At 32.4% G+C, this 25,168-nt stretch carries 29 protein-coding genes, 1 tRNA gene, 1 pseudogene and 1 riboswitch; of the genes and pseudogenes, 3 read left to right on the forward strand and 28 right to left on the reverse strand.

Translation table 11 applies throughout. The annotated features are described in order from the left end of the window. Nucleotides 1-20: 20 nt before the first annotated feature. The 4 genes and pseudogenes from rimI to HMPREF0391_RS01835 all read right to left on the reverse strand — a co-directional run. Nucleotides 21-428: pseudogene (gene rimI, locus HMPREF0391_RS09535) on the reverse strand (ribosomal protein S18-alanine N-acetyltransferase); the annotation flags it as partial. After that, nucleotides 418-1,104, reverse strand: a complete 687-nt coding sequence (gene tsaB, locus HMPREF0391_RS01825; protein WP_002835140.1) for a tRNA (adenosine(37)-N6)-threonylcarbamoyltransferase complex dimerization subunit type 1 TsaB — start codon at nucleotides 1,102-1,104, stop codon at nucleotides 418-420. The pseudogene rimI and the gene tsaB, both read right to left, overlap by 11 nt. Next, nucleotides 1,085-1,549 (reverse strand): tRNA (adenosine(37)-N6)-threonylcarbamoyltransferase complex ATPase subunit type 1 TsaE, encoded by a 465-nt coding sequence (tsaE, locus tag HMPREF0391_RS01830; RefSeq protein WP_002835142.1) that lies wholly within the window; start codon nucleotides 1,547-1,549, stop codon nucleotides 1,085-1,087. Before tsaE ends, tsaB begins: the two co-directional genes overlap by 20 nt. A gap of 110 nt (nucleotides 1,550-1,659) precedes the next feature. Beyond that, nucleotides 1,660-2,250 carry an ECF transporter S component gene (locus HMPREF0391_RS01835; protein WP_002835143.1) on the reverse strand — a complete coding sequence of 197 codons (591 nt, stop codon included), beginning with the start codon at nucleotides 2,248-2,250 and terminating at the stop codon, nucleotides 1,660-1,662. Between the two features lie 70 nt (nucleotides 2,251-2,320). Then, a riboswitch (FMN riboswitch) is annotated at nucleotides 2,321-2,435 on the reverse strand. 83 nt (nucleotides 2,436-2,518) lie between these two features. On the opposite strand from HMPREF0391_RS01835, the gene HMPREF0391_RS01840 reads away from it, so the two are divergent. Together HMPREF0391_RS01840 and HMPREF0391_RS01845 are read left to right on the forward strand one after the other, a co-directional pair. Further along, nucleotides 2,519-3,781, forward strand: a complete 1,263-nt coding sequence (locus HMPREF0391_RS01840; RefSeq protein ID WP_002835144.1) for a M18 family aminopeptidase — start codon at nucleotides 2,519-2,521, stop codon at nucleotides 3,779-3,781. Nucleotides 3,782-3,955: 174 nt separating this feature from the next. Next, nucleotides 3,956-4,032: transfer RNA gene (locus HMPREF0391_RS01845), tRNA-Pro, on the forward strand. Nucleotides 4,033-4,182: 150 nt separating this feature from the next. Here HMPREF0391_RS01845 and HMPREF0391_RS01850 read toward each other — a convergent pair. From HMPREF0391_RS01850 to aroF, 23 genes are all read right to left on the reverse strand, one after another. Beyond that, nucleotides 4,183-4,860 (reverse strand): 5'-methylthioadenosine/adenosylhomocysteine nucleosidase, encoded by a 678-nt coding sequence (locus HMPREF0391_RS01850; RefSeq protein WP_002835145.1) that lies wholly within the window; start codon nucleotides 4,858-4,860, stop codon nucleotides 4,183-4,185. Then, the gene (glmM, locus tag HMPREF0391_RS01855; RefSeq protein ID WP_035109106.1) at nucleotides 4,857-6,206 is read right to left on the reverse strand and encodes a phosphoglucosamine mutase; all 1,350 of its coding nucleotides are present in this window, start codon (nucleotides 6,204-6,206) and stop codon (nucleotides 4,857-4,859) included. The genes HMPREF0391_RS01850 and glmM overlap by 4 nt, the downstream gene beginning before the upstream one ends. A 102-nt stretch (nucleotides 6,207-6,308) precedes the next feature. After that, nucleotides 6,309-6,599, reverse strand: a complete 291-nt coding sequence (locus HMPREF0391_RS01860) for a hypothetical protein (protein ID WP_035109107.1) — start codon at nucleotides 6,597-6,599, stop codon at nucleotides 6,309-6,311. Continuing rightward, a complete protein-coding gene (locus HMPREF0391_RS01865) occupies nucleotides 6,562-7,539 on the reverse strand; it encodes a YbbR-like domain-containing protein (RefSeq protein WP_002835148.1) in 978 nt (325 codons plus the stop codon). Before HMPREF0391_RS01865 ends, HMPREF0391_RS01860 begins: the two co-directional genes overlap by 38 nt. Beyond that, nucleotides 7,529-8,371: a diadenylate cyclase CdaA gene (gene cdaA, locus HMPREF0391_RS01870; RefSeq protein WP_002835149.1), complete on the reverse strand. Its 843-nt coding sequence runs from the start codon at nucleotides 8,369-8,371 to the stop codon at nucleotides 7,529-7,531. Before cdaA ends, HMPREF0391_RS01865 begins: the two co-directional genes overlap by 11 nt. Before the next feature lie 103 nt (nucleotides 8,372-8,474). After that, the gene (locus tag HMPREF0391_RS01875) at nucleotides 8,475-8,738 is read right to left on the reverse strand and encodes an HPr family phosphocarrier protein (RefSeq protein ID WP_002835150.1); all 264 of its coding nucleotides are present in this window, start codon (nucleotides 8,736-8,738) and stop codon (nucleotides 8,475-8,477) included. 56 nt (nucleotides 8,739-8,794) lie between these two features. Then, nucleotides 8,795-9,337 carry a rubrerythrin family protein gene (locus HMPREF0391_RS01880; RefSeq protein ID WP_002835151.1) on the reverse strand — a complete coding sequence of 181 codons (543 nt, stop codon included), beginning with the start codon at nucleotides 9,335-9,337 and terminating at the stop codon, nucleotides 8,795-8,797. 84 nt (nucleotides 9,338-9,421) lie between these two features. Continuing rightward, nucleotides 9,422-10,465: a rod shape-determining protein gene (locus tag HMPREF0391_RS01885; protein ID WP_002835153.1), complete on the reverse strand. Its 1,044-nt coding sequence runs from the start codon at nucleotides 10,463-10,465 to the stop codon at nucleotides 9,422-9,424. An 8-nt stretch (nucleotides 10,466-10,473) separates the two neighbouring features. After that, a complete protein-coding gene (gene ispF / locus HMPREF0391_RS01890) occupies nucleotides 10,474-10,953 on the reverse strand; it encodes a 2-C-methyl-D-erythritol 2,4-cyclodiphosphate synthase (RefSeq protein WP_002835155.1) in 480 nt (159 codons plus the stop codon). Continuing rightward, on the reverse strand, nucleotides 10,950-11,645 hold the full coding sequence (gene ispD / locus HMPREF0391_RS01895) for a 2-C-methyl-D-erythritol 4-phosphate cytidylyltransferase (protein WP_002835157.1): 696 nt from the start codon (nucleotides 11,643-11,645) through the stop codon (nucleotides 10,950-10,952). Before ispD ends, ispF begins: the two co-directional genes overlap by 4 nt. Nucleotides 11,646-11,767: 122 nt before the next feature. After that, entirely contained in the window at nucleotides 11,768-12,874 is a 1,107-nt protein-coding gene (locus HMPREF0391_RS01900; RefSeq protein ID WP_002835158.1) for a PIN/TRAM domain-containing protein, read from the reverse strand. A gap of 24 nt (nucleotides 12,875-12,898) precedes the next feature. After that, nucleotides 12,899-13,381, reverse strand: a complete 483-nt coding sequence (locus HMPREF0391_RS01905) for a CarD family transcriptional regulator (protein WP_002835159.1) — start codon at nucleotides 13,379-13,381, stop codon at nucleotides 12,899-12,901. A 143-nt stretch (nucleotides 13,382-13,524) separates the two neighbouring features. Further along, nucleotides 13,525-14,481: a 3D domain-containing protein gene (locus HMPREF0391_RS01910; RefSeq protein ID WP_002835161.1), complete on the reverse strand. Its 957-nt coding sequence runs from the start codon at nucleotides 14,479-14,481 to the stop codon at nucleotides 13,525-13,527. Between the two features lie 408 nt (nucleotides 14,482-14,889). After that, a complete protein-coding gene (locus HMPREF0391_RS01915; protein ID WP_002835162.1) occupies nucleotides 14,890-15,270 on the reverse strand; it encodes a hypothetical protein in 381 nt (126 codons plus the stop codon). Beyond that, on the reverse strand, nucleotides 15,263-16,570 hold the full coding sequence (locus tag HMPREF0391_RS01920; protein ID WP_002835163.1) for a coproporphyrinogen III oxidase: 1,308 nt from the start codon (nucleotides 16,568-16,570) through the stop codon (nucleotides 15,263-15,265). Before HMPREF0391_RS01920 ends, HMPREF0391_RS01915 begins: the two co-directional genes overlap by 8 nt. A 54-nt stretch (nucleotides 16,571-16,624) precedes the next feature. After that, entirely contained in the window at nucleotides 16,625-17,668 is a 1,044-nt protein-coding gene (locus HMPREF0391_RS01925) for a ribonucleotide-diphosphate reductase subunit beta (protein ID WP_035109109.1), read from the reverse strand. Nucleotides 17,669-17,696: 28 nt separating this feature from the next. Then, nucleotides 17,697-18,125: a type II 3-dehydroquinate dehydratase gene (gene aroQ, locus HMPREF0391_RS01930; protein ID WP_002835165.1), complete on the reverse strand. Its 429-nt coding sequence runs from the start codon at nucleotides 18,123-18,125 to the stop codon at nucleotides 17,697-17,699. Further along, nucleotides 18,106-19,317: a shikimate kinase gene (locus tag HMPREF0391_RS01935; protein WP_002835166.1), complete on the reverse strand. Its 1,212-nt coding sequence runs from the start codon at nucleotides 19,315-19,317 to the stop codon at nucleotides 18,106-18,108. The genes aroQ and HMPREF0391_RS01935 overlap by 20 nt, the downstream gene beginning before the upstream one ends. Beyond that, nucleotides 19,314-19,565: a chorismate mutase gene (locus HMPREF0391_RS01940; protein ID WP_002835167.1), complete on the reverse strand. Its 252-nt coding sequence runs from the start codon at nucleotides 19,563-19,565 to the stop codon at nucleotides 19,314-19,316. Before HMPREF0391_RS01940 ends, HMPREF0391_RS01935 begins: the two co-directional genes overlap by 4 nt. Beyond that, a complete protein-coding gene (aroC, locus tag HMPREF0391_RS01945; RefSeq protein ID WP_002835168.1) occupies nucleotides 19,541-20,632 on the reverse strand; it encodes a chorismate synthase in 1,092 nt (363 codons plus the stop codon). Before aroC ends, HMPREF0391_RS01940 begins: the two co-directional genes overlap by 25 nt. Next, a complete protein-coding gene (locus tag HMPREF0391_RS01950) occupies nucleotides 20,616-21,812 on the reverse strand; it encodes a 3-phosphoshikimate 1-carboxyvinyltransferase (RefSeq protein ID WP_002835170.1) in 1,197 nt (398 codons plus the stop codon). The genes aroC and HMPREF0391_RS01950 overlap by 17 nt, the downstream gene beginning before the upstream one ends. Beyond that, nucleotides 21,802-22,833: a 3-dehydroquinate synthase gene (gene aroB / locus HMPREF0391_RS01955; RefSeq protein ID WP_002835172.1), complete on the reverse strand. Its 1,032-nt coding sequence runs from the start codon at nucleotides 22,831-22,833 to the stop codon at nucleotides 21,802-21,804. Before aroB ends, HMPREF0391_RS01950 begins: the two co-directional genes overlap by 11 nt. Continuing rightward, nucleotides 22,821-23,822, reverse strand: a complete 1,002-nt coding sequence (aroF, locus tag HMPREF0391_RS01960) for a 3-deoxy-7-phosphoheptulonate synthase (RefSeq protein WP_002835173.1) — start codon at nucleotides 23,820-23,822, stop codon at nucleotides 22,821-22,823. Before aroF ends, aroB begins: the two co-directional genes overlap by 13 nt. A 92-nt stretch (nucleotides 23,823-23,914) precedes the next feature. Between aroF and HMPREF0391_RS01965 the strand changes: the two genes are divergently transcribed. After that, nucleotides 23,915-24,286 carry a DUF6483 family protein gene (locus HMPREF0391_RS01965; RefSeq protein WP_002835174.1) on the forward strand — a complete coding sequence of 124 codons (372 nt, stop codon included), beginning with the start codon at nucleotides 23,915-23,917 and terminating at the stop codon, nucleotides 24,284-24,286. A gap of 29 nt (nucleotides 24,287-24,315) precedes the next feature. On the opposite strand, the gene HMPREF0391_RS01970 is transcribed toward HMPREF0391_RS01965, so the two are convergent. Continuing rightward, nucleotides 24,316-25,164 carry an aminoglycoside 6-adenylyltransferase gene (locus HMPREF0391_RS01970; RefSeq protein ID WP_002835175.1) on the reverse strand — a complete coding sequence of 283 codons (849 nt, stop codon included), beginning with the start codon at nucleotides 25,162-25,164 and terminating at the stop codon, nucleotides 24,316-24,318. Between the last annotated feature and the right edge of the window lie 4 nt (nucleotides 25,165-25,168).

Below are 25,168 nucleotides of genomic sequence, written 5' to 3' on the forward strand. Positions count from 1 at the left end.
TTCAACATCATCCTCAATGCATCCTCTTTTGGAGTTTCGTAATATCCATTAATTCTACCGTTTTTTTGAAATCCAAATTTCGTGTAAAGATTAATAGCCTCAAAGTTAGATTCTCTAACTTCCAAGTAAATATTTTTGACACTTTCTTTTCTGCAAAAATCTAACATAAATTTTATAAATTCAGTTGCAATCCCACAGTTTCTGCAACTTTTTTTCACAGAAATTGTTTGTAATTCAGCTTCATCAACAACTACTGAAAACCCAAAAACTCCTACGATTTCTCCATCTTTTTCTCCTACAAAATAGTGATTGAATTCATTTTTTAAACAAGCTTCGTATCCCATTTTGCTCCAAGCATCTGAAAAACTTTCCCTTTCAATTTCTACAACATCATCCAAATCAAAGGAATCCATCTGTCTAATTATCATTACTGTGTCTTCTTTCGTAATCTCGTTGCGCTTGTGATTTTCTCACATAATCTGGACTAAGAGTGTAATAGCTATCAAATGTCTCAGTTTTATTTGCCAAGTCACAAATCGACCTTGTAATACAATTATTCAACGAAGAATTTGCAAGGTGGAAGTTCTTCTTAGATTTGATTTCATCTAAGAAAGAATACACTCCATCTCCCACGAAAATATATTCCTTATCATCGTCAAGTTGTTCAACCAAATCTTCAAAATAAATCAAATCATCATCCATCAAACGTTCTAATTTTGAATCGTTAGTGAACATCGAGTAGTAAACTCTCCCACCTCTCGCATCCAAAATAGGAATAATGATTTTGTCAGTGCTAATCATATTAGCCAAAGCTTCCAAGGTAGATATGCCGACGATTTTTTTATCGAAAACTTGTGCAAAAGTCTTTGCAGTGGTCATTCCAATTCTAAGACCAGTAAAAGATCCAGGTCCCTTGCACACCGCAAACACGTCCACATCTTCAATATCTGTATCTAATTTTTCAAGCATTTGCTCAATCATCAAAACCAAAGTTTCGCTGTGAGTTTTCTTTTGATTTATATTATAATCTCCAACGATTAGTCCATCTTCCATCAAAGAACAAGAGCTAATCATAGTTGAAGTATCAATCGCTAAAATTTTCATTTAATTCCTCTATAATTTCTTTTTCTCTTTTGTTGTTCCCGTCAATTCTAATTTTTCTGGAAACATCACCAGTTTTTTCAATGTAAATTTCAATTAAATTTCTAGGCATATAAGACTGTGCTTGACTTGCCCATTCAATGATAGTAATTCCTTCTGGATACAACAATTCATCTATATCCAAAGATTCTATCTCCATCTCATCTTCTAATCTATACAAATCAATATGATTTAATTCAACATCACCGTAGTATGTATTTACCAATGAAAAAGTCGGACTGGTTACACTTTCTTCAATTCCAAAACTTTTTGCAATAGATTTAGTAAGAGTAGTTTTTCCGGCTCCCAAATCACCAATCAAAGATATAACATCTTGTTTTTTTAAAGCTTTTGCAAAAAGTTGTCCAAACTTTTCAGTATCTTTTAAATCATTTAAAATATATTCCATAAATATCACCAAATAAATTATATCACAACTGAACAACAACAAAAATGACTCATTATTTTAGATTAATGAGTCATTGTATATTTTATGAATTTTTACATGTATGTTATTGATTATTTTTTCAAAAATCTTGAAATTGGCTTGTAAAGTGCGATTGTAACTGCAGATACGATGATACCTTTTACAATGTTAAATGGCACGATACTGAAAAGCACGAACATCAATGGAGTGCCTGCCAATGAATTTACTTTTGCAAACTCTTTTGTAAAATCAACCAAGTTAATTCCGTACAATGGGAAAATTACAAAATAGTTAGAAATACAAGCAACTACTGTGTACGCCAATACACCAAAAACTAATCCAGTGATTGCTGATTTTTTGCTTTTTCCTTTGTTGTAAATTGAACTTGCTACAACAACAAATACTGATGATAATATAAAGTTAGATAATTCCCCAACTCCACCAGTAGTTGTTCCGTTAATTATAAAGTTCAACAAAATCTTAACTGCAGAAGTTAACACTCCTGCTATAGGTCCTAGTGCAAATCCTGAAATTAATACTCCCAAATCTCCTATGTCCACTGTCATAAATGGTGGTGCAAATGGTAGAGGGAATTTAAAAATCATAAGCAATGCACTTATTGCCCCTAAAATACTGATTTTCACCATAGTTTGAGTACTAGAATTTTTTCTTGTGGTTTCCATAACCTACCTCCTAAGATTTTCAAGGGCAAATAAAAAAGCCCTTATATTTAGGGCTAAATGTTAATTATTACATTTACTTCTTTCGTCCAGACTTTACTGTCGGTATTGGAATTACACCAATTCATGCATAATGCTCGCGGACTATAACCGCCGGTGAGGAAATCAACCTCGCCCTGAAGTAACTTCATTATACCACTAAGTATATTTTTTGTAAACTTTTAGTATTAAGTATTTTTATTTTTGGGTATACTATTAATGAGGTGATTTTATGAACATAACAAAAGAATTAATGAGTTTTATCGATAACAGTCCATCTGTTTTTCACGTTATCGATAATTTCAAAAAAACACTAACAGAAAACGGATTTACTGAATTAAAATTTAAAGATAATTGGAAAATCGAAAATGGCAAAGGATATTTTGTAACAAACAACGATTCATCAATTATAGCTTTTAAAGGAAGTTCTGATTTTGATAATATCAGATTGGTTGGATCTCATTCAGATAGCCCAACTTTTAGAATAAAACCAAATTCTATCGTAAACAAAGACGGGTTTTTGACTTTAAACACTGAAGTTTATGGAGGACCAATACTAAGCACATGGTTCGATAGACCATTGTCTGTAGCTGGTAGAGTTGTGTTGAAATCAGATAATCCTTTCAAACCTGAAATCAAACACATCAATGTAGACAAAAATTTATTGATAATTCCTAACGTTGCAATCCACATGAACAGAGATGTAAATAATGGATACAAATTCAATGCACAAAAAGATACATTACCACTTTTGGCGTTATCAGAAAAAGATTCAAAGATCTCTTTCGAAGAAATTTTGGCAAGAAATACTGGAATAAATGCAGAAGATATTTTGGATTTTGATTTATTCTTGTACGACAGACAAAAAGGGGAATTTGTCGGAGAAAACGACGAATTTTATTCAGTAGGAAGAATCGATAATTTGGGAATGGCTTTTAATTCTATTAAATCGTTGGTAGATTCAAATGTTACTAACACATTAGCATTGGCTATGGTTTTTGACAACGAAGAAATAGGCTCTTCAACAAAACAAGGCGCAGGTAGTACACTTCTAAGCGATTGTTTCAAAAAAATTGTAGAAGATAATGATAAAAACTTCTACGAAGTATTACACAATTCTTATTTGATCAGTGCAGACCAAGCTCACAGTTTGCATCCAAATTACACAGAAATGGCAGATCCTACTAACAGACCACTAATCAATAACGGCCCAGTTATAAAATACGCCGCAAACGGAGCATACACTTCAGATGCTGTTAGCTCTTCAATATTTAAAAAATTATGCTTAGATAAAAACATTCCATGCCAAGAATTCACTAACAGATCAGACAAAAGAGGAGGATCCACAATCGGACCTATCACTGTTTCTAATTTGGATATTCAATCTATTGATATTGGAAATGCAATCCTTTCAATGCACTCTGTAAGGGAATTAGGCGGATGTAAAGACAACGAATATATCTACGAATTATTCAAGTATTACTACGAATATTAACAGAATGTAAATAAAAAGTTAAAATTTTTAAAAACTTAATAAAAAGGAGATAAAACGCGATTATTAAAATTAATCGTTTTTATCTCCGATTATTTAGTTATAAACAGATTTGTCATAATCCTAAATCTATCGTATACTAATAAAGTACTTGAGATAAGCAAGTAATAAAAACGTCGGGGTGTAGCGCAGTCCGGTAGCGCACGTGGTTTGGGACCATGGGGCCGGGGGTTCAAATCCTCTCACCCCGACCATAATCACAAATATAATTTGTGATTTTTTTGTTTCCTTTTGTTATTGATATTATGAAAAAATACATCTGTTTCGTACAGATGTATTTTTTTGCCCATTTTTAAGCAAAATAAAAAACGCAGGACAAATTTTCATTCATCCTACGCTTTTCTCTACATATTTTTAATCAATACGACTACACTGTGTGCAGCTTTTTTTGTTTTTGTTTCTAAATCATTGTAAAACTCATCGTCCGCATCGTCATCTGCAAAGTCGGACAAACTTCTTATGACCAAAAACTTCACATCGTTAAGATAACACGTATGAGCAATGGAGCAGCCTTCCATTTCCGTTCCCAACGCGTGATATTTTTCAAATAACTCTTCTTGTTTTTCAGTAGTTGAGATGAATTGATCTCCCGTAACAATAAGACCAATTCTGTGTTTCAAATTTTCTTGCGTCATAATCTCATCTAATTTTTGCAAAGTTTCACGGTCAGCTTCAAAAGTGTCAGTGTATGGAATATTATCACTAAAAATATCCACATTTATGTCGTGGTATTTTAATTTGTCAGCAAGTATTACCTCATCAAAAGTAAGTGATTTGTCCAATCCACCGCACACACCACAATTTATTACCAAATCAGGATTGTACATATCGATAATTCTTTGTGTTAGAGCTGCTGAGTTAACTTTTCCAATTCCACAAACACAATTTATAATTTTCTTGTCTTCAAATTCCGAAACATATATTTCATAGTGATTGAACTTATCTATTTTGATTGGTTTGAATTGTTCTCTGAAATACTCTTGTTCGCTTTCTAATGCTGAAATAATCGCTATCGTTCTCATATCAACTCACATCTTTCTTCTATTAAATCTTTTAATTCAATAGCTTTTTTCTCTAAATATTCTTGGTTTTCTCCCTCAATCATAACCCTAATCAAAGGCTCAGTTCCCGAAGGCCTAATCAAAACTCTGCCTTCATCTTTGAATTCATGTTCGAGTTCCGCTATTTTTTGATTAATAACTTCATCATCTTTGTACACTTTTTTGTATTCGTTATTGACTTTTGCATTCACCAAAACTTGTGGGAAACTAGTCATTAATTTGTTCATTTCTGAAAGTTTTTGTTTTGATTTAATAGCTATTTCCGCTAATTTAATCGCCGATAATATTCCATCACCAGTAGTATTATCTTCTATGAAAATAATATGTCCTGATTGTTCTCCTCCAATAATGTAGCCATTTTTTCTCATTTCTTCAAGAACGTATCTGTCCCCAACTTGTGTTTTGATAACATCTACGCCAATTTCTTTCAAGCTTTTGATAAGACCGATATTAGTCATAACAGTTCCCACTACAGCATTGTTTTTTAGTTTGTTGTTTTCTTTTAAGAAATGTCCAACTGCACAAATAGCGTGGTCTCCGTCCATTATTTCACCAGTTTCATCACAAGCAATCAATCTATCGCCGTCGCCATCAAATGAAAATCCCATGTCAGATTCAGAAATTTTTACCAAATTACTTATAACTTCAGGATTTGTTGAGCCGCATTTGAAGTTGATGTTTTTCCCATCGTATTCAGTATTTGTAACAGTTACATCGGCGTTTAATCTATTGAAAATAATTGGTGCGATTTCAGAAGTCGCTCCAAAACCACAGTCCAAGCTCACCTTCACACCAGTCAAATCCAAATCAACCCTGCTCAAAAGATAATTGATATATGTATCCTTTGCACATTCTTCTTCATAAACTCTGCCTACTTTTTCTCCTGTAATTTTCACGTTGATTTCATCTTGATGATCAATCAAATATTCGATTTCTTCTTCAAGACTATCTTTTAATTTGAAACCTTCATTCGAAAAATATTTTATTCCATTAAATTCGTAAGGATTATGGCTTGCAGAAATTACAATTCCGCAACAAGCATTGTAAAATCTAGTCAAATACGCCACAGCTGGTGTTGGAATCACACCTAATCTGTACACATCAAAACCCATACTAGTAATTCCACTAATCAAAGCCGCTTCCAACATATCCCCAGAAATTCTAGTATCTTTTCCTATAACAATTAATTTATTATCTACATCTTTTAATTTATAACAAGCTGCTCTCGCAAGTTTATAAGCTAATTCAACAGTTAAATCTTCTCCCGCAACGCCTCTTATGCCGTCAGTTCCGAAATATTTTCCCATCAATATCCCCCTCATATTTTTATAATCTAATTATAACACATAATGTAAAAATCAATTAAAATGTACATTTTTTGCAAACAAAAAGCGAGTATACACTCGCTTTTATATAAACATAAAACTTGTAATCGGTAACAAGAACAATGTATTTATTATTAAAGTTTTAAAATTTTCAGTTTTATATGAAAAGTACACACCAATAAATGATGTGATTGGCAATGAGTAAAATACAACTTGGCTCAGTAATTTTGGTAAATCCGGCGATGTTTCAGCTACTCTTTGCATATAGAATGAAATAACTGTTAGAATTACACCTAGTATAATTGTTATTATTGGGATTTTGTTTTTAGTTTTCATATTATTTTTCCAGAACAACTGTTGCTGTGATTCTTCCATTGGAGCCTTCTGCAAGGACTATTGATTGCGGTAAATCCAATGCTACATCTACAGTGTTTTCTCCCTCTTTAAAATCTTTTAAATCTATTGCTTTGGTTGTTATATTTGAATGTGATTTTATAATATCATCTTGTCCTTTTATCTTGATTGTTGGTCTACTAAATGTAACTTTCTTAACTTTCAATCCATCTGGAATATTAGTCACAACCGGTTTGATTTCGACATCTTTTTTCAGCAATACATCGATTATTACTTTGCAACTTTCAGATGATTTGGTCAAGTATGATCTTGCCGTGTCGTCTTTTAAGCTTAGATTAATCGGTAAATCTAAGTTGATATCTTTGTCAATATTTGACTGATCGATTTTGACTGATGCGTAATCAATTGAATTAAGATATGTTTTCGCTCCAGATACTTTTATATCTTTTGGATCTAGTTTTATGGAGTCAATTTCCACATTTTCTGGTAAATCCCCAACCTTCATTAATCTTATAGGGAATTTAACCGTATCGACTGTTTCTGTTTTCACTAAAATAGTTTCGTCAGATTGATCAGTTACGTTGACTCCTTGAGGAAGATTTACTTGCACAGGTAATGTTTCAGAATCCACTTTTATGGATTTTACATCGACAAAAGCTTTTATTTCTGAATTTTTCATTTTGGTTATTGTGTTTCTTCTTCCTTCCACACGCATAGACATTGTCGGAGTTTTCGGTGATATTATCACTCTTCCATTTTCCCTTAACTTATCTATGTCACGATATTCAACATTTACTACTGGAATATCTTTTGTTACTACAGGGTTTTTATTTTCCATTACAAAAGACCACAAAAATATCGCCAAAAAAAGACAGACTATTTTTATTATAAGATTGTTTGAATAAAATCCTTTGAAGTCAATATTTTTTAAGTATGAATTATTCTTTATTTTATCTTTCATCTTCTATTTCCTTTCTGTTGAAAATATAAGAATCTTGATCATTGTATAATTTTGTCAGAATCTTTGTTAGAGTTGGTTCATCAACGTATCTGTTGATTTTGCCGTGTTCAGCTATTGAAATACCACCTGTTTCTTCTGAAACTATAAGTGCCAGACAATCACTTTTTTCACTCATTCCTATAGCTGCTCTGTGTCTTGTCCCCAATTCCTTGGATATGGATTGTTCTGTGGACAATGGCAAAAAACATGCCGCCGCTTTGATAGTATCATTTTTGATTACAACTGCGCCATCATGAAGTGGAGTATTAGGTATGAATATATTTATCAAAAGTTCGCTAGAAATCGCAGAATTTAAAACCGTGCCTGTTTCTACAACATCTCCAAGACCTGTACTTCTTTCGAAGATAATCAACGCACCGATTCTTTGTCTTGAAAGTGAAAATACAGCGTGTACAATTTCTTCCACGCACTTATCCACTTTTTCTCCTCTGATATCCGCAAATGATTTGGTCAAAATATTACTTCTACCTATTGTTTCCAAAATTTTTCTAAGTTCAGGCTGGAATACCACTATTATCATGATAGCCAAAGCCGTCATCATGTTCTCCAAAACCCAGTTTACAGTGTATAATTTCAACGAATCACTGATTTTTACAAAAATAAATATGATTACTAAGCCTTTTACAAGTTGTTCGGCTCTTGTTTCTTTTATCATCATATATAATTTGTAAATACAGACCGCAACTATAGCGATATCTATGATATCCAAAAATCTTAGTGTATTGATCATATTAAAAAATTTATCCAAAAAAACCAAATTAATCATTCCCATCTATGCTTCTTTAATTATATGATACCATAAATTATCACCAATTTTTCGCAAAATTAAACGATTATATAACCATTTATCCGTAAAAACATTTTCATACTATGTTTTAATAATCCAGCCCTTTTTCAATTAATTCGCTTAATTTTTCAAGTGCTAATTGTTCATCTTCACCATCGCACCTTAAAATAAGCTCACATCCTTTGTGCGCTGATAATGACAAAATGCTTATAATACTTTTGCCACTGTATGTTTTATCATCTTTTATGAATTCAATATTAGAATTGTATTTTACTGCTTCATTCAAAAATTTAGATGCAGCTCTTGCGTGAAGTCCTATCTCATTTGTTATACAAACCTTTTTCTCTACCATAATTTCCTCCAGATTTTAAAAATATAAGCCGGTATTACCCGGCTTATATCAAAAAATTAATATTCTATGAATTTTTCGGATTTACATCCGCAAATTGGACATGCATCGATTTTTTCAAATCCTATGTATCCACAAATTGGGCATAGTAATATTTCTTCTACTTCTAAGTCTTTTCCACCGTCAACGAATTCTTTTGCTTTTCCGAATCTTTCAGCGTGAACTTTTTCAGCTTCTACAGCAAATCTCATAGCTCTTACTGCTTCTTTTTCTTCTTGCATTTCAGCTACTTCTATGTAAGCTGGGTACATTTCTGTTGCTTCGAAGATTTCTCCGTTTCTAGCTCCTTCTAAGTTTTCAGAAGTGCTTCCAATTCCGAAACCAGCCATGCTAGTTACTGCGAAATCACCATGAACATCTTTTAATGCATCAAAGTGTAATGCAGCGTGGATTTTTTCAGCGTCAGATGTAGCGTTGAACAATCTAGCAACATTTTTAAAACCGTCTTTTTCAGCTTTATTCCCCCAAATGTTGTATCTGTTTCTTGCTTGAGATTCTCCTCCGAATGCTGATTGTAAATTTGCTTGTGTCATCATTTTCATATCAAAATACCCCCTATTTTATTTTATACATATATTATACCACATCGTTAAAAAACAATGAATACAATTTGTAATAATTACATTTTATCTCATTCTACTAACTATTACTTTTCTTCTCAAATCTTGATGAGAGTCACTGTCTTCTTTTAATTTATCCATCCACATTAGTGATTTGCCTGTTCCCCTAACAACTGCTGTGATTGGACCATCTACTATTCTAGCGTTCACGCCAATTCTTTCAGAAATCAACTTATCCAATCCTTTTAATAGACATCCGCCGCCGCTCATGATGATTCCTCTTTCGTAAACATCTGCCGCTAATTCAGCTGGTGTTTGTTCCAAAACTTCTTGAACAGTGTCTACGATTTTGTCGATTGGTTTTTTCAAAGCAACAGAAATATCTTTTGATGAAACGTAGATGTGCATTGGTAATCCATTTACCAGGTTTCTACCTTTGATTTCGTACAATTCACCATCATCTCTAGGATATGCGCTGCCTACATTTATTTTAACTTTTTCTGCAGTAGATTCTCCAATAATCATGTTGTATTTTGTTTGGACAAAATCTTGTATTCTTCTGTCAAATTCATCTCCTGCAACAGGAATTGATTTGTTGATTACAATTCCTCCCATGGAAATCACCGCGACATCCGTAGTTCCTCCACCGATATCTACGACAATGTTTCCCCTTGCATCTGTCACATCAATTCCCGAACCTATTGCTGCAGCCAATGGTTCTTCAATTAAATACGTGTTGTAAGCTCCAGCATATTTTGAAGCTTGAATGACAGCTCTTCTTTGAACTTGTGTGATTTGACTTGGAACGCAAATTAAAACTTCTGGTCTGATTAATGATTTGCCCAAAGTTTTTTTGAGTAAATAAGAAATGATTTTTTCTGTTGAATTAAAATCTGCAACCACACCATCTTTTAATGGCTTTTTGGCGACAATATTTCCTGGAGTTCTCCCCAAAATTTTCTTAGCGTCTTTTCCAACAGAAATTATTTTTGAATTAAAACTATTCATCGCCACAACAGAGGGTTCATTCAATACGACTCCTTTGTTTGGCAAATACACAAGAACAGACGCTGTTCCCAAATCTATTGCTATTTTTCTTCGAAAATTCATATTATCACCTATAAATCTTTTTTATTCAATATGCAGACACTGTTAGCTGTGATTCCTTCGCATCTGCCTTCGAAGCCAAGTTGTTCTGTTGTAGTTGCCTTGACTGAAATATTAAATGTATTAGTGTGCAAATCTTGTGCGATATTTTCACGCATTGTGTCGATGTAATCTCTAAGTTTTGGTTTTTGGCAAGAAATCGTAGAGTCAATATTTCCAACTTCATATCCCATATCATCCATAATTTCAAAAACTTTTCTAAGCAAAACTCTGGAATCAATGTCCTTGTATTTCATATCAGTGTCTGGAAATAACTTGCCAATATCTCCCAAGCAAAGTGCTCCACATATAGCATCCATTATAGCGTGAATCAAAACATCTGCATCACTGTGACCTAAAAGTCCCTTATCGTGTGGAATTTCAACCCCGCCTAATATCAATTTTCTATCTTCAACAAGTTTGTGTACATCTAACCCAAAACCTATTCTCATTCGTTTTCTCTCTTTCTAGCAATTAACTCTCCAAATAGCAAATCCTCTTGTGTAGTTATTTTGATATTGGAATAATCGCCCTTAATTATTTTTACTTTTTTACCGACGATTTCAAGTAAAGATGAATCGTCTGTCACATTTATTTTTTCGTCAAATACTAGCTTGTATGCATCTTTGATAGACTTATATTTGAAAACTTGTGGCGTTTGCGCCATATACAAATGCGATCTGTTAGGAGTATTCACAACTCTCATATCATCATCAACGTATTTTATTGTATCCTTAGCTCCCACGCTCACCACAAGCCCGTCATAATCGCCGATAGATTCAATGGCTTCAAGTATTTTCTCACGTCTAATAAATGGCCTTGCTGCATCATGGCTTATTATTAAATCACAATTTTGATTTACTTTATTCAAGCCATTGTATGTAGATTTTTCTCTTGTGTCGCCACCGATAGCGATTATGATATCTCTGTAGTTTTTATCTTTTATAAAATTTCGTACAAATTCTTCGTCTTCTTCTCTAATTACAAGAATGAATTCTTTGATTTCGTCGATTGACTGGAACACATCCAAAGTCATCTCCAAAATCATTTTGTCTTTGATTTTCAAAAATTGTTTTGGAATTTTTTTATTCATTCTTTGAGAGGATCCAGCCGCAGTTATAATAGCTGAAATATATTTATCCATATAACACCTCATTATTATTATATCAAAAAATCAATTTAATTAAAAAGATTTGCTCTTGCAATAAAAAAGAGAACTACACAAATAGTTCTCTAATAAGTTAAAATAATAAATACAATATAAAGCTACTGATCTTTCCCATCAGATTTCTTTGCAAAGATCATTTTCCCTGCAGAAGTTTGAAGAACACTTGTAACAGTACATTCAATAACTTGTCCCAAATATTTTTTGCCATCTTCCACTACAATCATAGTACCATCATCTAAGTAGCCTATACCTTGATTGTTTTCGCGTCCTTCTTTTATGATTGACACATTAATCGGCTCACCCGCTACAAAAACAGGTCTCATAGCATTTGCCAAATCATTTATGTTGAACACGAAAACTTCTTGCAAGTCTGCAACCTTATTCAAATTATAATCGTTCGTAAGTAAATTTGCGTTCAATTCTTCTGACATTTTAACAAGCATAGAATCGACTTTATCGATATTAGGATATCTCTTATCAACCACTTTAACCTTGTCCTTGTACTCAGTTTGCATAGTTTTTAAAATATCCAATCCACGTCTTCCTTTTTGTCTTCTCAAATAATTATCAGAATCCGCGATATGTTGAAGTTCTTCGATAACAAATATTGGAATTATTAAATTTCCTTCCAAAAATCCCGTCTTCAATATATCGATAATTCTCCCATCGATAATAGTAGAAGTATCTACGATTTTAGGTCTAACTTTGCTATCTTTGTTTGAAAATTTTAGATTTGGTTTTTCTTTAGTTTTGATTCTATCGAAAAATGCGAGAAAATCATCGTGATAATTAAGAGCAAGTTTTGCTCCCAAAAATCCCATTCCAATATAAAACACAATTTCAAAAATAACCGTCAATACAGTTCCTATCCCTGGAATATTTAATTTTAACAACGGTTGCGATATCAAGAAAGCTAATATCAGCCCTACCACCAAACCAATTGTCCCTATAATAATATCGACCAGAGAGAACTTTTTAAGCGAATCTTCAATAGATTCTATCAATTTTAATTCTACCGATATGAATTTCGGAGCCAAAGCATAAAATATGAATCCAAATACGACTGCCGCTATTATCATAGCGACTATCTTAATAATAACACTAGTTGATTTTTCAATAAAATTACTGAAAATAACATTAGTAAATATAATTCCTAAAATAGCTCCGATGATAGATATCAGTATTGACATCCCTCGTCTGAACAAATCATTTCTCCTTTCACAAATATTTTAATCTAAATCGATTAATTCGTTCACCATGCTTTCAGCTTTTGATGGTTTGATATTCAAACCACTTGCTATTTCACTAATAAGCATTTTTCTGGAGGTATTAAGTACTTTCTTTTCAATCATGGATAGGCCTTTTGAACAATCTAATTCATACAAGCCCTTATACACAATGGCAGTTTCTTTTATATCTCCCGTTCTCAATTTTTCGAGATTTTCTTTGTACCTTTTATTCCAATTTGAAGGAAAATCAACTTCACTATTCTTTAAAATATCTCTTAAAGAATGAATGATTTCTTCTTGTGCAACAAATCTTATTCCCATATCATTTATCTTATCTACGGGTATCGAGATTTTCATTTCTCCCATTGGCATTTGCAAAATATAATAATCTTTTTTAACTCCCAAGACCTCTTTATTTTGTACTTCGGTAATTATGCCTGCACCGTGCATAGGGTAAACAATCTTATCGCCTATTTTAAACATACTATCACCTCACTATATATTATAGCTTAATCACAAATTTAATTCAATAACAAAACTTTTTATTATATCATATCTTATGTATTTGTCAATTAAAAAAGACGATGAAATTCATCGCCTCATTTTATCGTAGTAATAATATTTAATTAGTTTAAAATTGTAACTCTAACAGTTCTTCTTCCCCAATTGTTGCTTTGAGATCTCGAACCAAATACTAAGTCGATTCTATTTCCTTTAATAGCTCCACCAGTATCTTCTGCTCTAGCGTATCCATAACCTTCAATGTACAATCTAGTTCCTAATGGAATAACTCTAGGATCCACAGCTGCCACACCATATCTAATTGCAGTTCCCATTGCAGTTGTAGAATATCCACCATTTTCTGCAGGATCTGAAGTATAAGCAGTAGATCTCATTGTGATAGTTCTTCCTGAAACATTTTGAGGAGCTGATTGTGCTTGTTGTTTTTCCTCCTTAGCTCTTTCTTCTTGTTCTTTTTTTCTTTTTTCTGCAAGTTTTTGAGCTTGGATTTTTCTTTCTTTTGCTAATCTTTTGTCTCTATCTGCTGGAGACTCCTTTGTTGTATTCTTTGCAACAATATAAGCAGTTCTTCCGAAATAAGTAATTCTCAAATTATCTTCATCGATATGACCTTTGATTTCTGAGTCTTTGTCGATTACTCCCAATTCTTTTGCTTCTTTTTCTTTTGAATCAAAAACTTTAGTTTCTTCGTTAACCCATCCTTCAAATTTGTTTGGATCTGGTTTAACTTCTTTTTCTGACAAATATGATTTATAAATAAAGCCTTCGAATTTTTTGCCATCTTTTGTGAAATTTACTTTCGCAAAAACTTCTCCGATTTTTTCAACTTTTACATTGTCACCTTGTTCCAATCCTTCGATTATTTTACTATGTTCATTTTCTTTCTTAAACAAATCTGTATCATCATTTATCCAATATTTTTTTGATTGTATATTTTCACTTGATTTTTGTTCTACTTTAACATTCTTTAAATCTTTTGCTTGTGAATTTGATGGTACAAATGCTAATAAACTTGTCATAATGACAACCGAAGAATTTAAAATTAACTTTCTAAAATTCATTTGTATCTCCTCTTTCTTTTTTAGATTTTTTTGTGTTTAATTTTTACTACTCGGCTATTTTATTAAACCAAGAAAAATAATTCAAGAAAAAAGATCATATTTTTAACCCTTTAAATGATATTTGTTTTCATTAGAACTCTTTGTATCTATTCGCTCAAATTTTAAAATTGTTAAATGCTTGAAAATTAAGGGTTACAAAAAGGTTACAGTGATTTTTAATTTCATTTGTTAATTGAGTACAACAGTTTGAAATATTACATTTTTGTAATATTTATGGTGTTTTTGACTGGATTTAGAAAAAATTGTCATTTTAAAATGAAAAAATCCCCATAAAAGTTATCAAAAACAAAAATTTTGAATTTCAATCATGAGGACTATGTCAATTATTTAATTGTAAACATCTATACCCTACAATTCTCCCAATTCCTTTTTCAGTTCATACACTAATTTATTCTCTAGTTTTTCCACATCCATTACGAAATTCATCAATCCGCCGAATAATGATTTGTTATGAAGTTTCATATCAACATCCACAAAACTTCCTGAATTTGTATCTCCAAAATCAAAATTCAAATATCCATCTATGCTTTTGGAGTTTAAATCGATGTACATTTTTTCGTTTTCAACGATTTCTTTTATAGTGTAGGTCATTGTAACTCCCAAGTTATCTATTACGTACTGATTTTCAACTCCTGTTGGTTTTGAATTGTCTAACAATCTATCTTTTATCGTTTGGAAAACTCTACTTTTATCCGACTTGAATTCTTCTCTTTTCTTTAGTTCACCCATTGATGATTTCCACCTTTCTTTTTATTATTTCGTCTAATTTTTCTGAATAATCTCTTAAATTTTTGTAGTTTGTGTATTTTATTATATCATCTTTTATGATTTTAGAATTAGCAGTCATTCCAAATCCTATTATGCTTTCTAATTCTTCATTGATTACGATATTGTATCTGGAAGGAATGTCTTTGCAATATCCGATATTTTCCATGTTATTCAGAATATTTTTCTGACGATATAAATAATACGGACGGTAATTATTTTGAAATGTCCATTTTTTTATCAATTGCATTTGTTTCTCAGCAATATTTTCTTTAAAATTTCCCTTGTCGTATTGTTGTGAGTATTTACTTCCTTTTTTTATCGACAATGTGTGAAAAGTTATATTATCAGGTTGTAGCTGTCTTAGAATTTCGAGGTTTTTTTCTGTATTGTTCACATCATCGTACAATAATCCAAGTATGAAATCCATATTTATCACAAATCCCAAGTTTTTGGCTTGAGTGTACAAATCAAGTAAGTTCTCATTATTTTGAATCCTTCCCATAGCTTTCAGTGCTTTTTCGTTAAAAGTTTGTGGGTTCAAGCTAATTCTTGTCACGTTGTACTTTTTTAACAATTTTAGCTTATCAAAGTCCAAGCTATCTTCTCGTCCAGCTTCAAATGTGTATTCAACCAAGTTTTCCGACACAAAACAGTTTTCAATAACTTTCAATAATTTTTCTAGCATTGTGTAGTCTAAACTAGTCGGAGTTCCACCTCCAACATAAATTGTTTTAATTATGTTTTTGTCGATATTTTTTGAGACTTCGGTTATTTCTTTTAATAGATACCCCAAGTATTCTTCTCTTCTGTCGTTGTTTTTGTAAACAATAGTAGGAAAGGAACAATAATCGCATCTGCTCGGGCAAAAAGGAATATTGATGTAAATGTTGTAGTTTTCCTCATCAAAATCTAAACTAGACTGAACCTCGTCTATATCTCTAAGTAATTTCAAATTCTCATCATTAATTAAATACATTTGTTTTAATTCTTCGTCTGTATGATTTTTCAAAATCTTAGAGGGTTTCGTTCCAGTTAATATTCCCCAATCATTTGTATAATTGTATCTTTTTGAAAATATGGTATAGAGTATTCTCTTTAATTCTAATCTTGTAGTGAATGGATGAGTTTTCTCTTTTTTCACGTAATCTTTTCCTATCACAAAATCACTTTCACCAAATTCTAGATTCTGTTTGGAATCAAATATCGTAAAAATATCTATGCACTCTTTTTGATATCTTTTGTCTTCTAATTGTATTTTCATAATTTCTCAATTAAATAATCCGGCATTTCCTGTATGAAAAATGCCGGTTTTATTTTATAAATCGTCTTCTATTATCGCTGATTTGGAATATGCTGATGGTTTTGCTTCGAAGAAATCTGTCTTGATTTTATTTGGATCAGAATATTCGCTTACCCATTTCATTGAAGGGATTTCTCTCTCATAACCTGGATAGATAACTCCAAAACCAAGTCCCGTAGATCTCAAATTACCCAAATATTTGATGTAATCTTCAACCATTTTGATGGACAATCCTTGGATTTTTTCTCCGATAACGTATTTTGCCCATTCAATTTCAGCTTCTGAACCTTGTTTTATCATTTCTTTGTATTGGGCATTTTTTTCTTCAGTAAACAATTCTGGACGTTCTTTTTTCAAATCTAAAATCATAGATCTGAACAACCACAAGTGAGTGTTTTCATCTCTATTGATGTATCTGATTTCTTGTACAGTTCCTGGCATTTTGCCCATTCTTCCCAAATTATAGAAGAACATAAATCCAGAATAGAAGTAAATTCCTTCCAAGATATAATTTGCGATAAGAGCTTTCATGAAGTTTCGTTCGCTTTTTTCTTCAAAAAAGTCGTTGTATTGATCTCCAATAAATCTGTTTCTTTCTAGTAAAAACTCATCATCTTTCCATTGATACAAAATGTCTGTTCTTTCTTCTGGAGAACAAATCGTATCCAAAATATAGCTGTAAGATTGTGAGTGAATAGATTCTTGGAACGCTTGGATGGACAAGCACAAGTTTATTTCATTAGCAGTGATGTATGCTTCTAAGTTTGGAAGTTGTGCAGTTTGTAAACTATCCAAGTAAATCAAAAACGATAAAATCTTGTCGTAAGCAATCTTTTCGTCTTCCGATAAATTTCTGTAATCTTTGATATCTTGATTCAAGTTGATTTCTTCTGGAATCCAGAAATTATTCATAGCTTGTCTGTACCATTCACTTGTCCAAGAGTATTTTATGTTATTAAAATCGTTCAAATTAGTAGTATTGCCATTAATTATTTTTCTCTTTGATAATTCAATATCTCCGTGTTCATTAAATAAACCACGTTTTTGTAATTCGTCCATTGCTCCTCCTTGATTTTTCATACCTATATTATATTCTATTTAAGAAAAAATCGATAGCCTCAATATATCCATCTGCTCCTTTTCCTTTGATAACTTTTTTTGCAAAAAGTGATACATAAGAAAGTTTTCTGAAATACTCTCTTTCATCTACATCTGATAGATGCACCTCAACTGTGTCTACATCTACAGCTTTCAATGCATCCAAAATCGCAACAGAAGTATGCGTGTATGCTGCAGGATTGATGATTATTCCGTCTGCTTTTTGATAGGCGCTTTGTATAATATCCACGATTTCTCCTTCGTGATTCGATTGATAAAACTCTACATCTATTTGATTTTTTGCGCAGTATAAGTTTATCTTGGATTCAATGTCTTGTAATGTCAGCTTCCCATAAATTTCAGGCTCTCTTATGCCAAGCATATTTAAATTGGGTCCATTAATAATAAATAGTTTCATTGAAATCCTCCACGATTAATTTGGCAGTTGTTTTTGCGTTGTAATTGTTGAAATATTTATCACTGAATCTTCGATACAAATAATTTCTGTTTTGTCTAATCTCACGCATAGTATTCGTTTTGTAAATCGGCCTGTTTTTTCTGGATAATTTACTGTTCGGTCTGTCAATCCAATAAACAACTGAATTTTGATGAAGATAATAAAAATTCTTCTTCACAGTTACAGCCCCTCCCCCAGTTGCGATAACCAAGTTCTTTTCCTTGGAAAATTCTTCTAAAACTTCAGACTCTATTTTTCTGAAATATTTTTCGCCTTGTACTGCAAATATATCATTAATATTTCCGTATCTTTGTGTGATGATTTTGTCGATATCCACAAGTTCCTTGTCAGTGTTTTTTGCGATAATTTTAGCAACTGTACTTTTACCACTTCCAGGCATTCCAACCAGTGCAATATTCATATTTTTTGTTCTAATTTTCTGTACGATATTTTCTACAACATCATCGTCTATTTTTTTAGAAGTAAAAATCTCACACGCTTTGACAGCTTGATACACCAGCATTCGCAAACCATTGTCGTTAGGAATTTTAAGTCTATCGCAATCCATTAAAAGGGAAGTTTTGTTCGGATTATAAATCACATCGAACACAGCTTTTGGTCTGATTTTCCCTAATTTTATAACTGATTTCAAATTGTTCGGATACATTCCCACTGGAGTTGCGTTAATTAAAACGTCGCAGTTTTTATAATAATCTACATCTTCAAACTTATGCTCACCTTTTCGTGAAATCACTTTAATAGTTCTTGCCTGAAGTCTCTTCGCGCACTCTACGGCTGTTTTGCTTGTAGCTCCATCACCTAAAATCACGACTTCTTTACCTTTCAAATCGACAATTCGACTAATCATATACTCCATTCCGTCGATGTCGGTGTTATATCCTTTGATAGTATCAGAAAATTTAATCGTATTTACGCATCCGATTTTCTTCGCATCTTCGCTCATTTCGTCCAAGTATTTTATGACGTCTTCCTTGTACGGAATAGTTACATTGATTCCATTGATATCCTTTCTTTTGAAAAATTTATCCAAATCATCTTCTTCAAAATATTCGTATTTGTAGTATCCTAATAGTTCGTGAATTTCTTTGGAATAACTATGTTTTAAAGATTTTCCTAATAATCCGTATTTCATTTCAAATTATCCTGAATTTTTTTTGATTCTAGTAAAATTTTGGATTCAACTTCCTTTATATTGTCGCGGTATTTTAAATTTGTTTGTTCTATTTTTTCAAAAATTTCCTTTTCTCTCGATTTGTCTTCTGTTTCAATATTATTCTTTGTTTTAAAATCGCCAATTTCAGAACAAATCTCAAATCTTTTTTCTAATAAATTGGCGATTTCAGAATCAATTTTATCTATTTCTTTTCTAAATTTTTCCATCCGTACTCCTTTAACAAATCGTAAATCAGAAATGCCGTAATAGATTCCATCACGCTTACGGCTCTGATACCAATGCTTGGGTCGTGTCTTCCTTCAACAGTCAATGTAGTGTTCTTTTTGTTTCTCAAATCAACTGTATCTTGTGTTATTCCAATCGATGCTGGTGGTTTGAACGTAACTAAGGAAATTATCGGCATTCCCGTCGAAATTCCTCCCAGTATTCCACCGTTATAATTCGTTTTTGTTTTAATTTGTTCGTTTTCTATATAATAGCAGTCATTCACAACAGATGCATTTGATTTGTCGAATGATTTCCCCAAACCAAATTCAACCGATTTTACTGCTCCAATTCCAAAATAGCTTTGTGACAATCTAGATTCAATCGAATCAAAAAGCGTATCTCCAACTCCCGCTCTCAAATTATACACAACAGTTTCGACACTTGAGCCAACGGAATCTTTTCTATCTCTCAATTCTTCTATTTTATCATCTATTTTATCAATTATTTCATCGTTTATTACTTCGATTTTCCTATTCTTCAAATAACTGTAGTCTGTAAATTTTAAATCATCAAATCGTTCATCTACAATATCTCCCAGTGAATACAAATGGCTGAACACATATATGTCGTGTTCCTTTAATATTTCTTGTGCGATAAATCCTGCCACGTTAATGACTGCAGTCAATCTTCCAGAAAAATGTCCACTTCCATTGATATCGTTGAAACCATTGTATCTAACAGTTGCTGGATAGTCTGCATGCGATGGCCTTGGAGTATTGTAAATATTTGAATAATCTTTTGAGTGATGGTCCGAGTTTTTTATAATAAAAGATAACGGAGCACCCGTTGTTGTATCATTCAAAATCCCCGATACGAACTCAACTTCATCTGATTCTTTTCTAAGTGTAGTGTTGGATTTGCCGGGAGATCTTCTTTTCATATGCGCTCTCAATTTTTCGTAGTCTATTTTGATTCCTGGATCAATTCCGTCAATCACGCCACCAATCATTGAGCCGTGCGATTCTCCCCACACGGTTAACTTAACCAATTTACCTATAGATGACATCGCTACCCAACCTTTCTATTTCATCAAAAAATGATGGATAAGATTTCTTCACTGCTTGCCAATCTTTGATTTCAACTTCTTTCGTGATGATAGATGCTATTGTAGCCGCCATTACAATTCTGTGATCATCACAAGAATTTATAACAGCAGGTTTCATTTCTGATTTATAAATTATTAAATCATCTCCGTCTATTTTGCAGTTTACACCGAATGATTGTAGCATATCAAATGTGGATTGAATTCTATCCGATTCTTTTAGCCTCAATCTTTTAGCGTTTTTTAGAACCGATTTCTCACATTTTTGAGACAAAACCACTGCCAAAATTACAAATAAATCTGGTGTTTGTGATATATCGATTTCGCAGTAATCTTCATTGTTATCGATTTTTTCTAATAATTCGACAATTTTTCTGTCTGCTTGTACTGATTTTTTATTTAAGTTAAGAACTTTTATATCTGCACCCAACTCATTTGCACACAAGAAAAACGCTGCATTTGACCAATCTCCTTCTACGATAATTTGCCCTGGTGATTTTAATGCACCTGGTTTTACTATGACTTTATCAGGCAAAATCTCAGACTCCACTCCAAATAATTTCAAACATTCTTGTGTGATTTTGATATATCCAGTAGATTCAAGTTGTGATGTCAATTTGATTTCACAGCCACCGATAAGTGGTGCAATCATCATAATCGCAGAGATGTATTGGCTGGATACATCGCCAGGAAATTCGAAATCAATTTTGTGAAAAGTTCCATCAACTGTAAATGGAAGTTTCTCTTTGCTAAAAGTAAGTCCCGATAATTTCAATTGATCCATCAATTCTTTTATCGGTCTATCTTGCAGTCTTCCACTACATTTGATGTTTGTCTTTTGAGATAAGAAACTCACCAATGGTAACAGAAATCTCAACGTTGAACCCGAATCATTTACATTAATATCAGACACATCTTTTTGGAAAAACGAAGGATGAACTGTAACTTCATTTCCATTTATTTCGATTTCTACTCCCAAATTTCTCAAGCAATCAATAGTTGTCATTATATCGTTTGAGAATTCATTGATGATAATAGTTGTATCTGTATCTGCTACACTTGCCAAAATCAAAAACCTGTGTGCAAATGATTTGGAAGATATAGCGTCCACCGTTCCTTGTAATTTGTCCGTTTTAATTTTCATAAATATCACTCAAAACCTTTTTGTAATCCGATTTGTTCATACTCAAAACCGTACAATCTCCAATTTCTTCGGAAACTATCAAACTAATCATATCTTTTGTGTTTTTTTTATCGCGAAGGCTAACTTCATACACATCTTCCACAGAATAATCGTAATTTCCATCTAAATTATACATTTTCAAAACTTCCAATATTCTGTCATAATCTTTGCTGTATTTTTTGGCAATGCACTTCATTCCATAAGCTACAGCATGTCCGTGCATCACACTATAGTCTGATAATTTTTCGACAGCGTGTCCCAATGTATGCCCGTAATTTAATAATCTTCTCAAATTTTGTTCCAATTTATCTTTTAGTACGATATCTTTTTTTATACTCACACAAATCTCCACAATTTCCGATAAATTGCTTTGTTTAGTGTATCTTTTGGAACTTATCATATCGAATAATTCCTCATCAAAACAAATTGCGTATTTGATAATTTCCCCGAAACCATCTTCAAACACGTAATCGTCTAAAGTTTTCAATAAGAGTGGATCAATAATGCAAAGCTTTGGATCTTTGAACGCTCCTATCAAATTTTTTCCAGTTGGTAAATCAATCCCAGTTTTGGATCCCACTGATGAATCTACCATCGACAAAACAGTCGTAGGAATTTGAATGAAGTCAATCCCGCGCATAAATGTCGCAGCGACAAACCCAGCCAAATCTCCAACCACACCTCCACCAAAAGCAATGACAGTATCATTTCTATGATAAGACATGCTCATGTGTGTCATTATTTTTTCGTATTCTGATAAACTTTTGGAAGATTCACCTGGTTTTATAACGTAAAATTCGTGCTCAATCTCCAACTCGTCTAATAAAATATCCAATGTTTTGTGGTGATATTTGTCTACATTTTCATCAGTAATAATAATCGCCCTTGATTTTATGAAATTTTTCAAATAGTCGCGCGATTGATTCAACGCATCAAGCCCAACTATTAGATCGTAATTTTCGACATTTATTACTGAATACATTGTCTTAATTTCCTTACTTTTTTCATTATTGTTCTGAATCGTTCACAAGTGACAGATTGTGGTCCATCGCTAAGTGCATTTTCAGGATCATTGTGGACTTCAATCATAAGTCCATCACAGCCTGCCGCAGTTGATGCAAGTGATAGTGGTTCAATCAAAGTGTATTTGCCACTAGCATGTGATGGATCCATTATTATTGGCAATTGGGACAATTCCTTCATAACAGAAATCGCTGAAATATCCAAAGTATTTCTAGTGTAACTTTCGAAAGTTCGAATTCCCCTTTCACACAATACGACATTTTCGTTGCCACCAGTCATAATGTACTCCGCACTCATTATCCATTCCTTGTAAGTCGCACTCAAACCTCTTTTTAATAATATTGGTTTGTCAGAATGTCCCAACTCTTTAAGCAAGGAATAATTTTGCATATTTCTCGCTCCAACTTGCAACATATCGACATCATTGAAATAATCCAAATCTGACAAATCCATTATCTCAGTAATAATTGGAAGTCCTGTTTCTTTTTTTGCTTGGATTAACAAATCAATTCCCTTTTTCCCCAATCCTTGAAATGCATAAGGTGATGACCTAGGCTTAAAAGCTCCACCTCTAAGGATATTAGCTCCGTTTTCCTTCACGCTTTTAGCAATCGTTATAATTTGTTCCTCACTCTCAACAGAGCATGGTCCTGCCATCACGCAGAAATTTCCGTCACCTATTTTTACACCATTGACATCTACAATTTTAGGTTGTGGATGGTATTTTTTGTTCGCCTTGCTGAAAGGTTCTTCAATTCTAATAACCTTGTCTACGATATCAAAACGCGATATTAATTTCTCATCAATACTTGAAGTATCTCCTATTAATGAAATAATAGTGTATCTATCGCCAACAGTCTCGTCAACTCTGACGTTCTGTTCATTTAAAAAATCTATTAATTTTTTTACTTCCTTTTCGTTAGGATTTCTTTTTAATTTTACTATCATAATTTTCTCCGATAATCTTATTCTATTAATAGTATATCAAAACTGAGAAATTTAGTATAATATAAGTAGAGAAATTTAGAAAGAGTGATAACATGATAGAATCAAACGATTGGCTATTAAAACAAATCAACGTAGTCAGTGAATTTTTGCAAAAATTATTTACTGATATGGAAACAAGTAGAAAATTAAACGAGAATGAACAATACCAAAAAGATTCGTTCGAATTTGAAAGATTGTTGGAAAATCTAATCGAAGAAGATAGAATAAACGATGCGGAAAATATTTTGTTCGAAAATCTAGAAACTAATAATCTAATGTATGCGACAATCGCTACTAGATTTTACGAAAAATTAAAAGGTCTTTCCGATGAAAAACTTCAAAAATCAAACTACAGTCGTGAAGAAATCCTACAAGGATTGAACGATATGTGCGATATGTTTGGCTTGGAAATATTCAAGGGATAAAAAAAGCTGGTTTATAAAAACCAGTTTTTTTAATCGTACGACCTTTGCCATATATCTCTAATTTTTTGCATTATATCGCGGTCAACTCTCTTAGGATATTCATATCCCAAAAGCTCTGCCACGTGAAGTCCTTGTTTTCTGAAAAGATCACATGATTTAAACAATGTACTCCACAAATTTTCTAATTCTGGAAGTGGATATGTTTGCAGATATCTTTCGTAATGATCTTTTGGAAGATAAGTCTTGATGTATTCGTAGTTGTATCCAATATTTACATTGAAGTCGTAATTGCTACCAATGTAGTAACCAGTCATTTTATCTACGTTTTCTCTAACATGATAAAACATTTGAATGGCGTAGATTTCTTCTTTTCTGTACAATCCTTTCGCAACATTCAATGAATTTATGAACATTTGATTAACAAGTGATTCAAATTCATGTTTAGTTGGCTTTAATTGTCTAAAACAAACATCTGATTTCGTGCTATTTCCAACTAAAACTTGGTCTTTGTCTACCAAAATTTCTGATTGACTATCTTCATTAATATAAGCCTGCATCGTGTTTTCTTTTATGAAAAATATTCTGATTTTAGAAATATCATTGAGCACTATTGTGTAGCTTATGTTGTGCGGATTAATTTTATTCGTATAAGTTAATTTGTCAGATTTTTCTAACATCAACACATCGCCGAATAAGTTTTCAATGAAATGTGAATCCTTAAACTTTTCAAAATCACTAACGCCGAAAACAAAGTGATAATCAGTGTTTTCGTCCTTTTTTAAAGTAGGATTAAGTCTTCTTCCCGTTTCTATAAGACTTCTAACTTCTTCATTTTGTTTTGAAAATTCTATAACCGTATTTTTAATATTATTAACCATTCAA

The organism is Finegoldia magna ATCC 53516 (assembly GCF_000159695.1).
Taxonomy (GTDB): domain Bacteria; phylum Bacillota; class Clostridia; order Tissierellales; family Peptoniphilaceae; genus Finegoldia; species Finegoldia magna_F.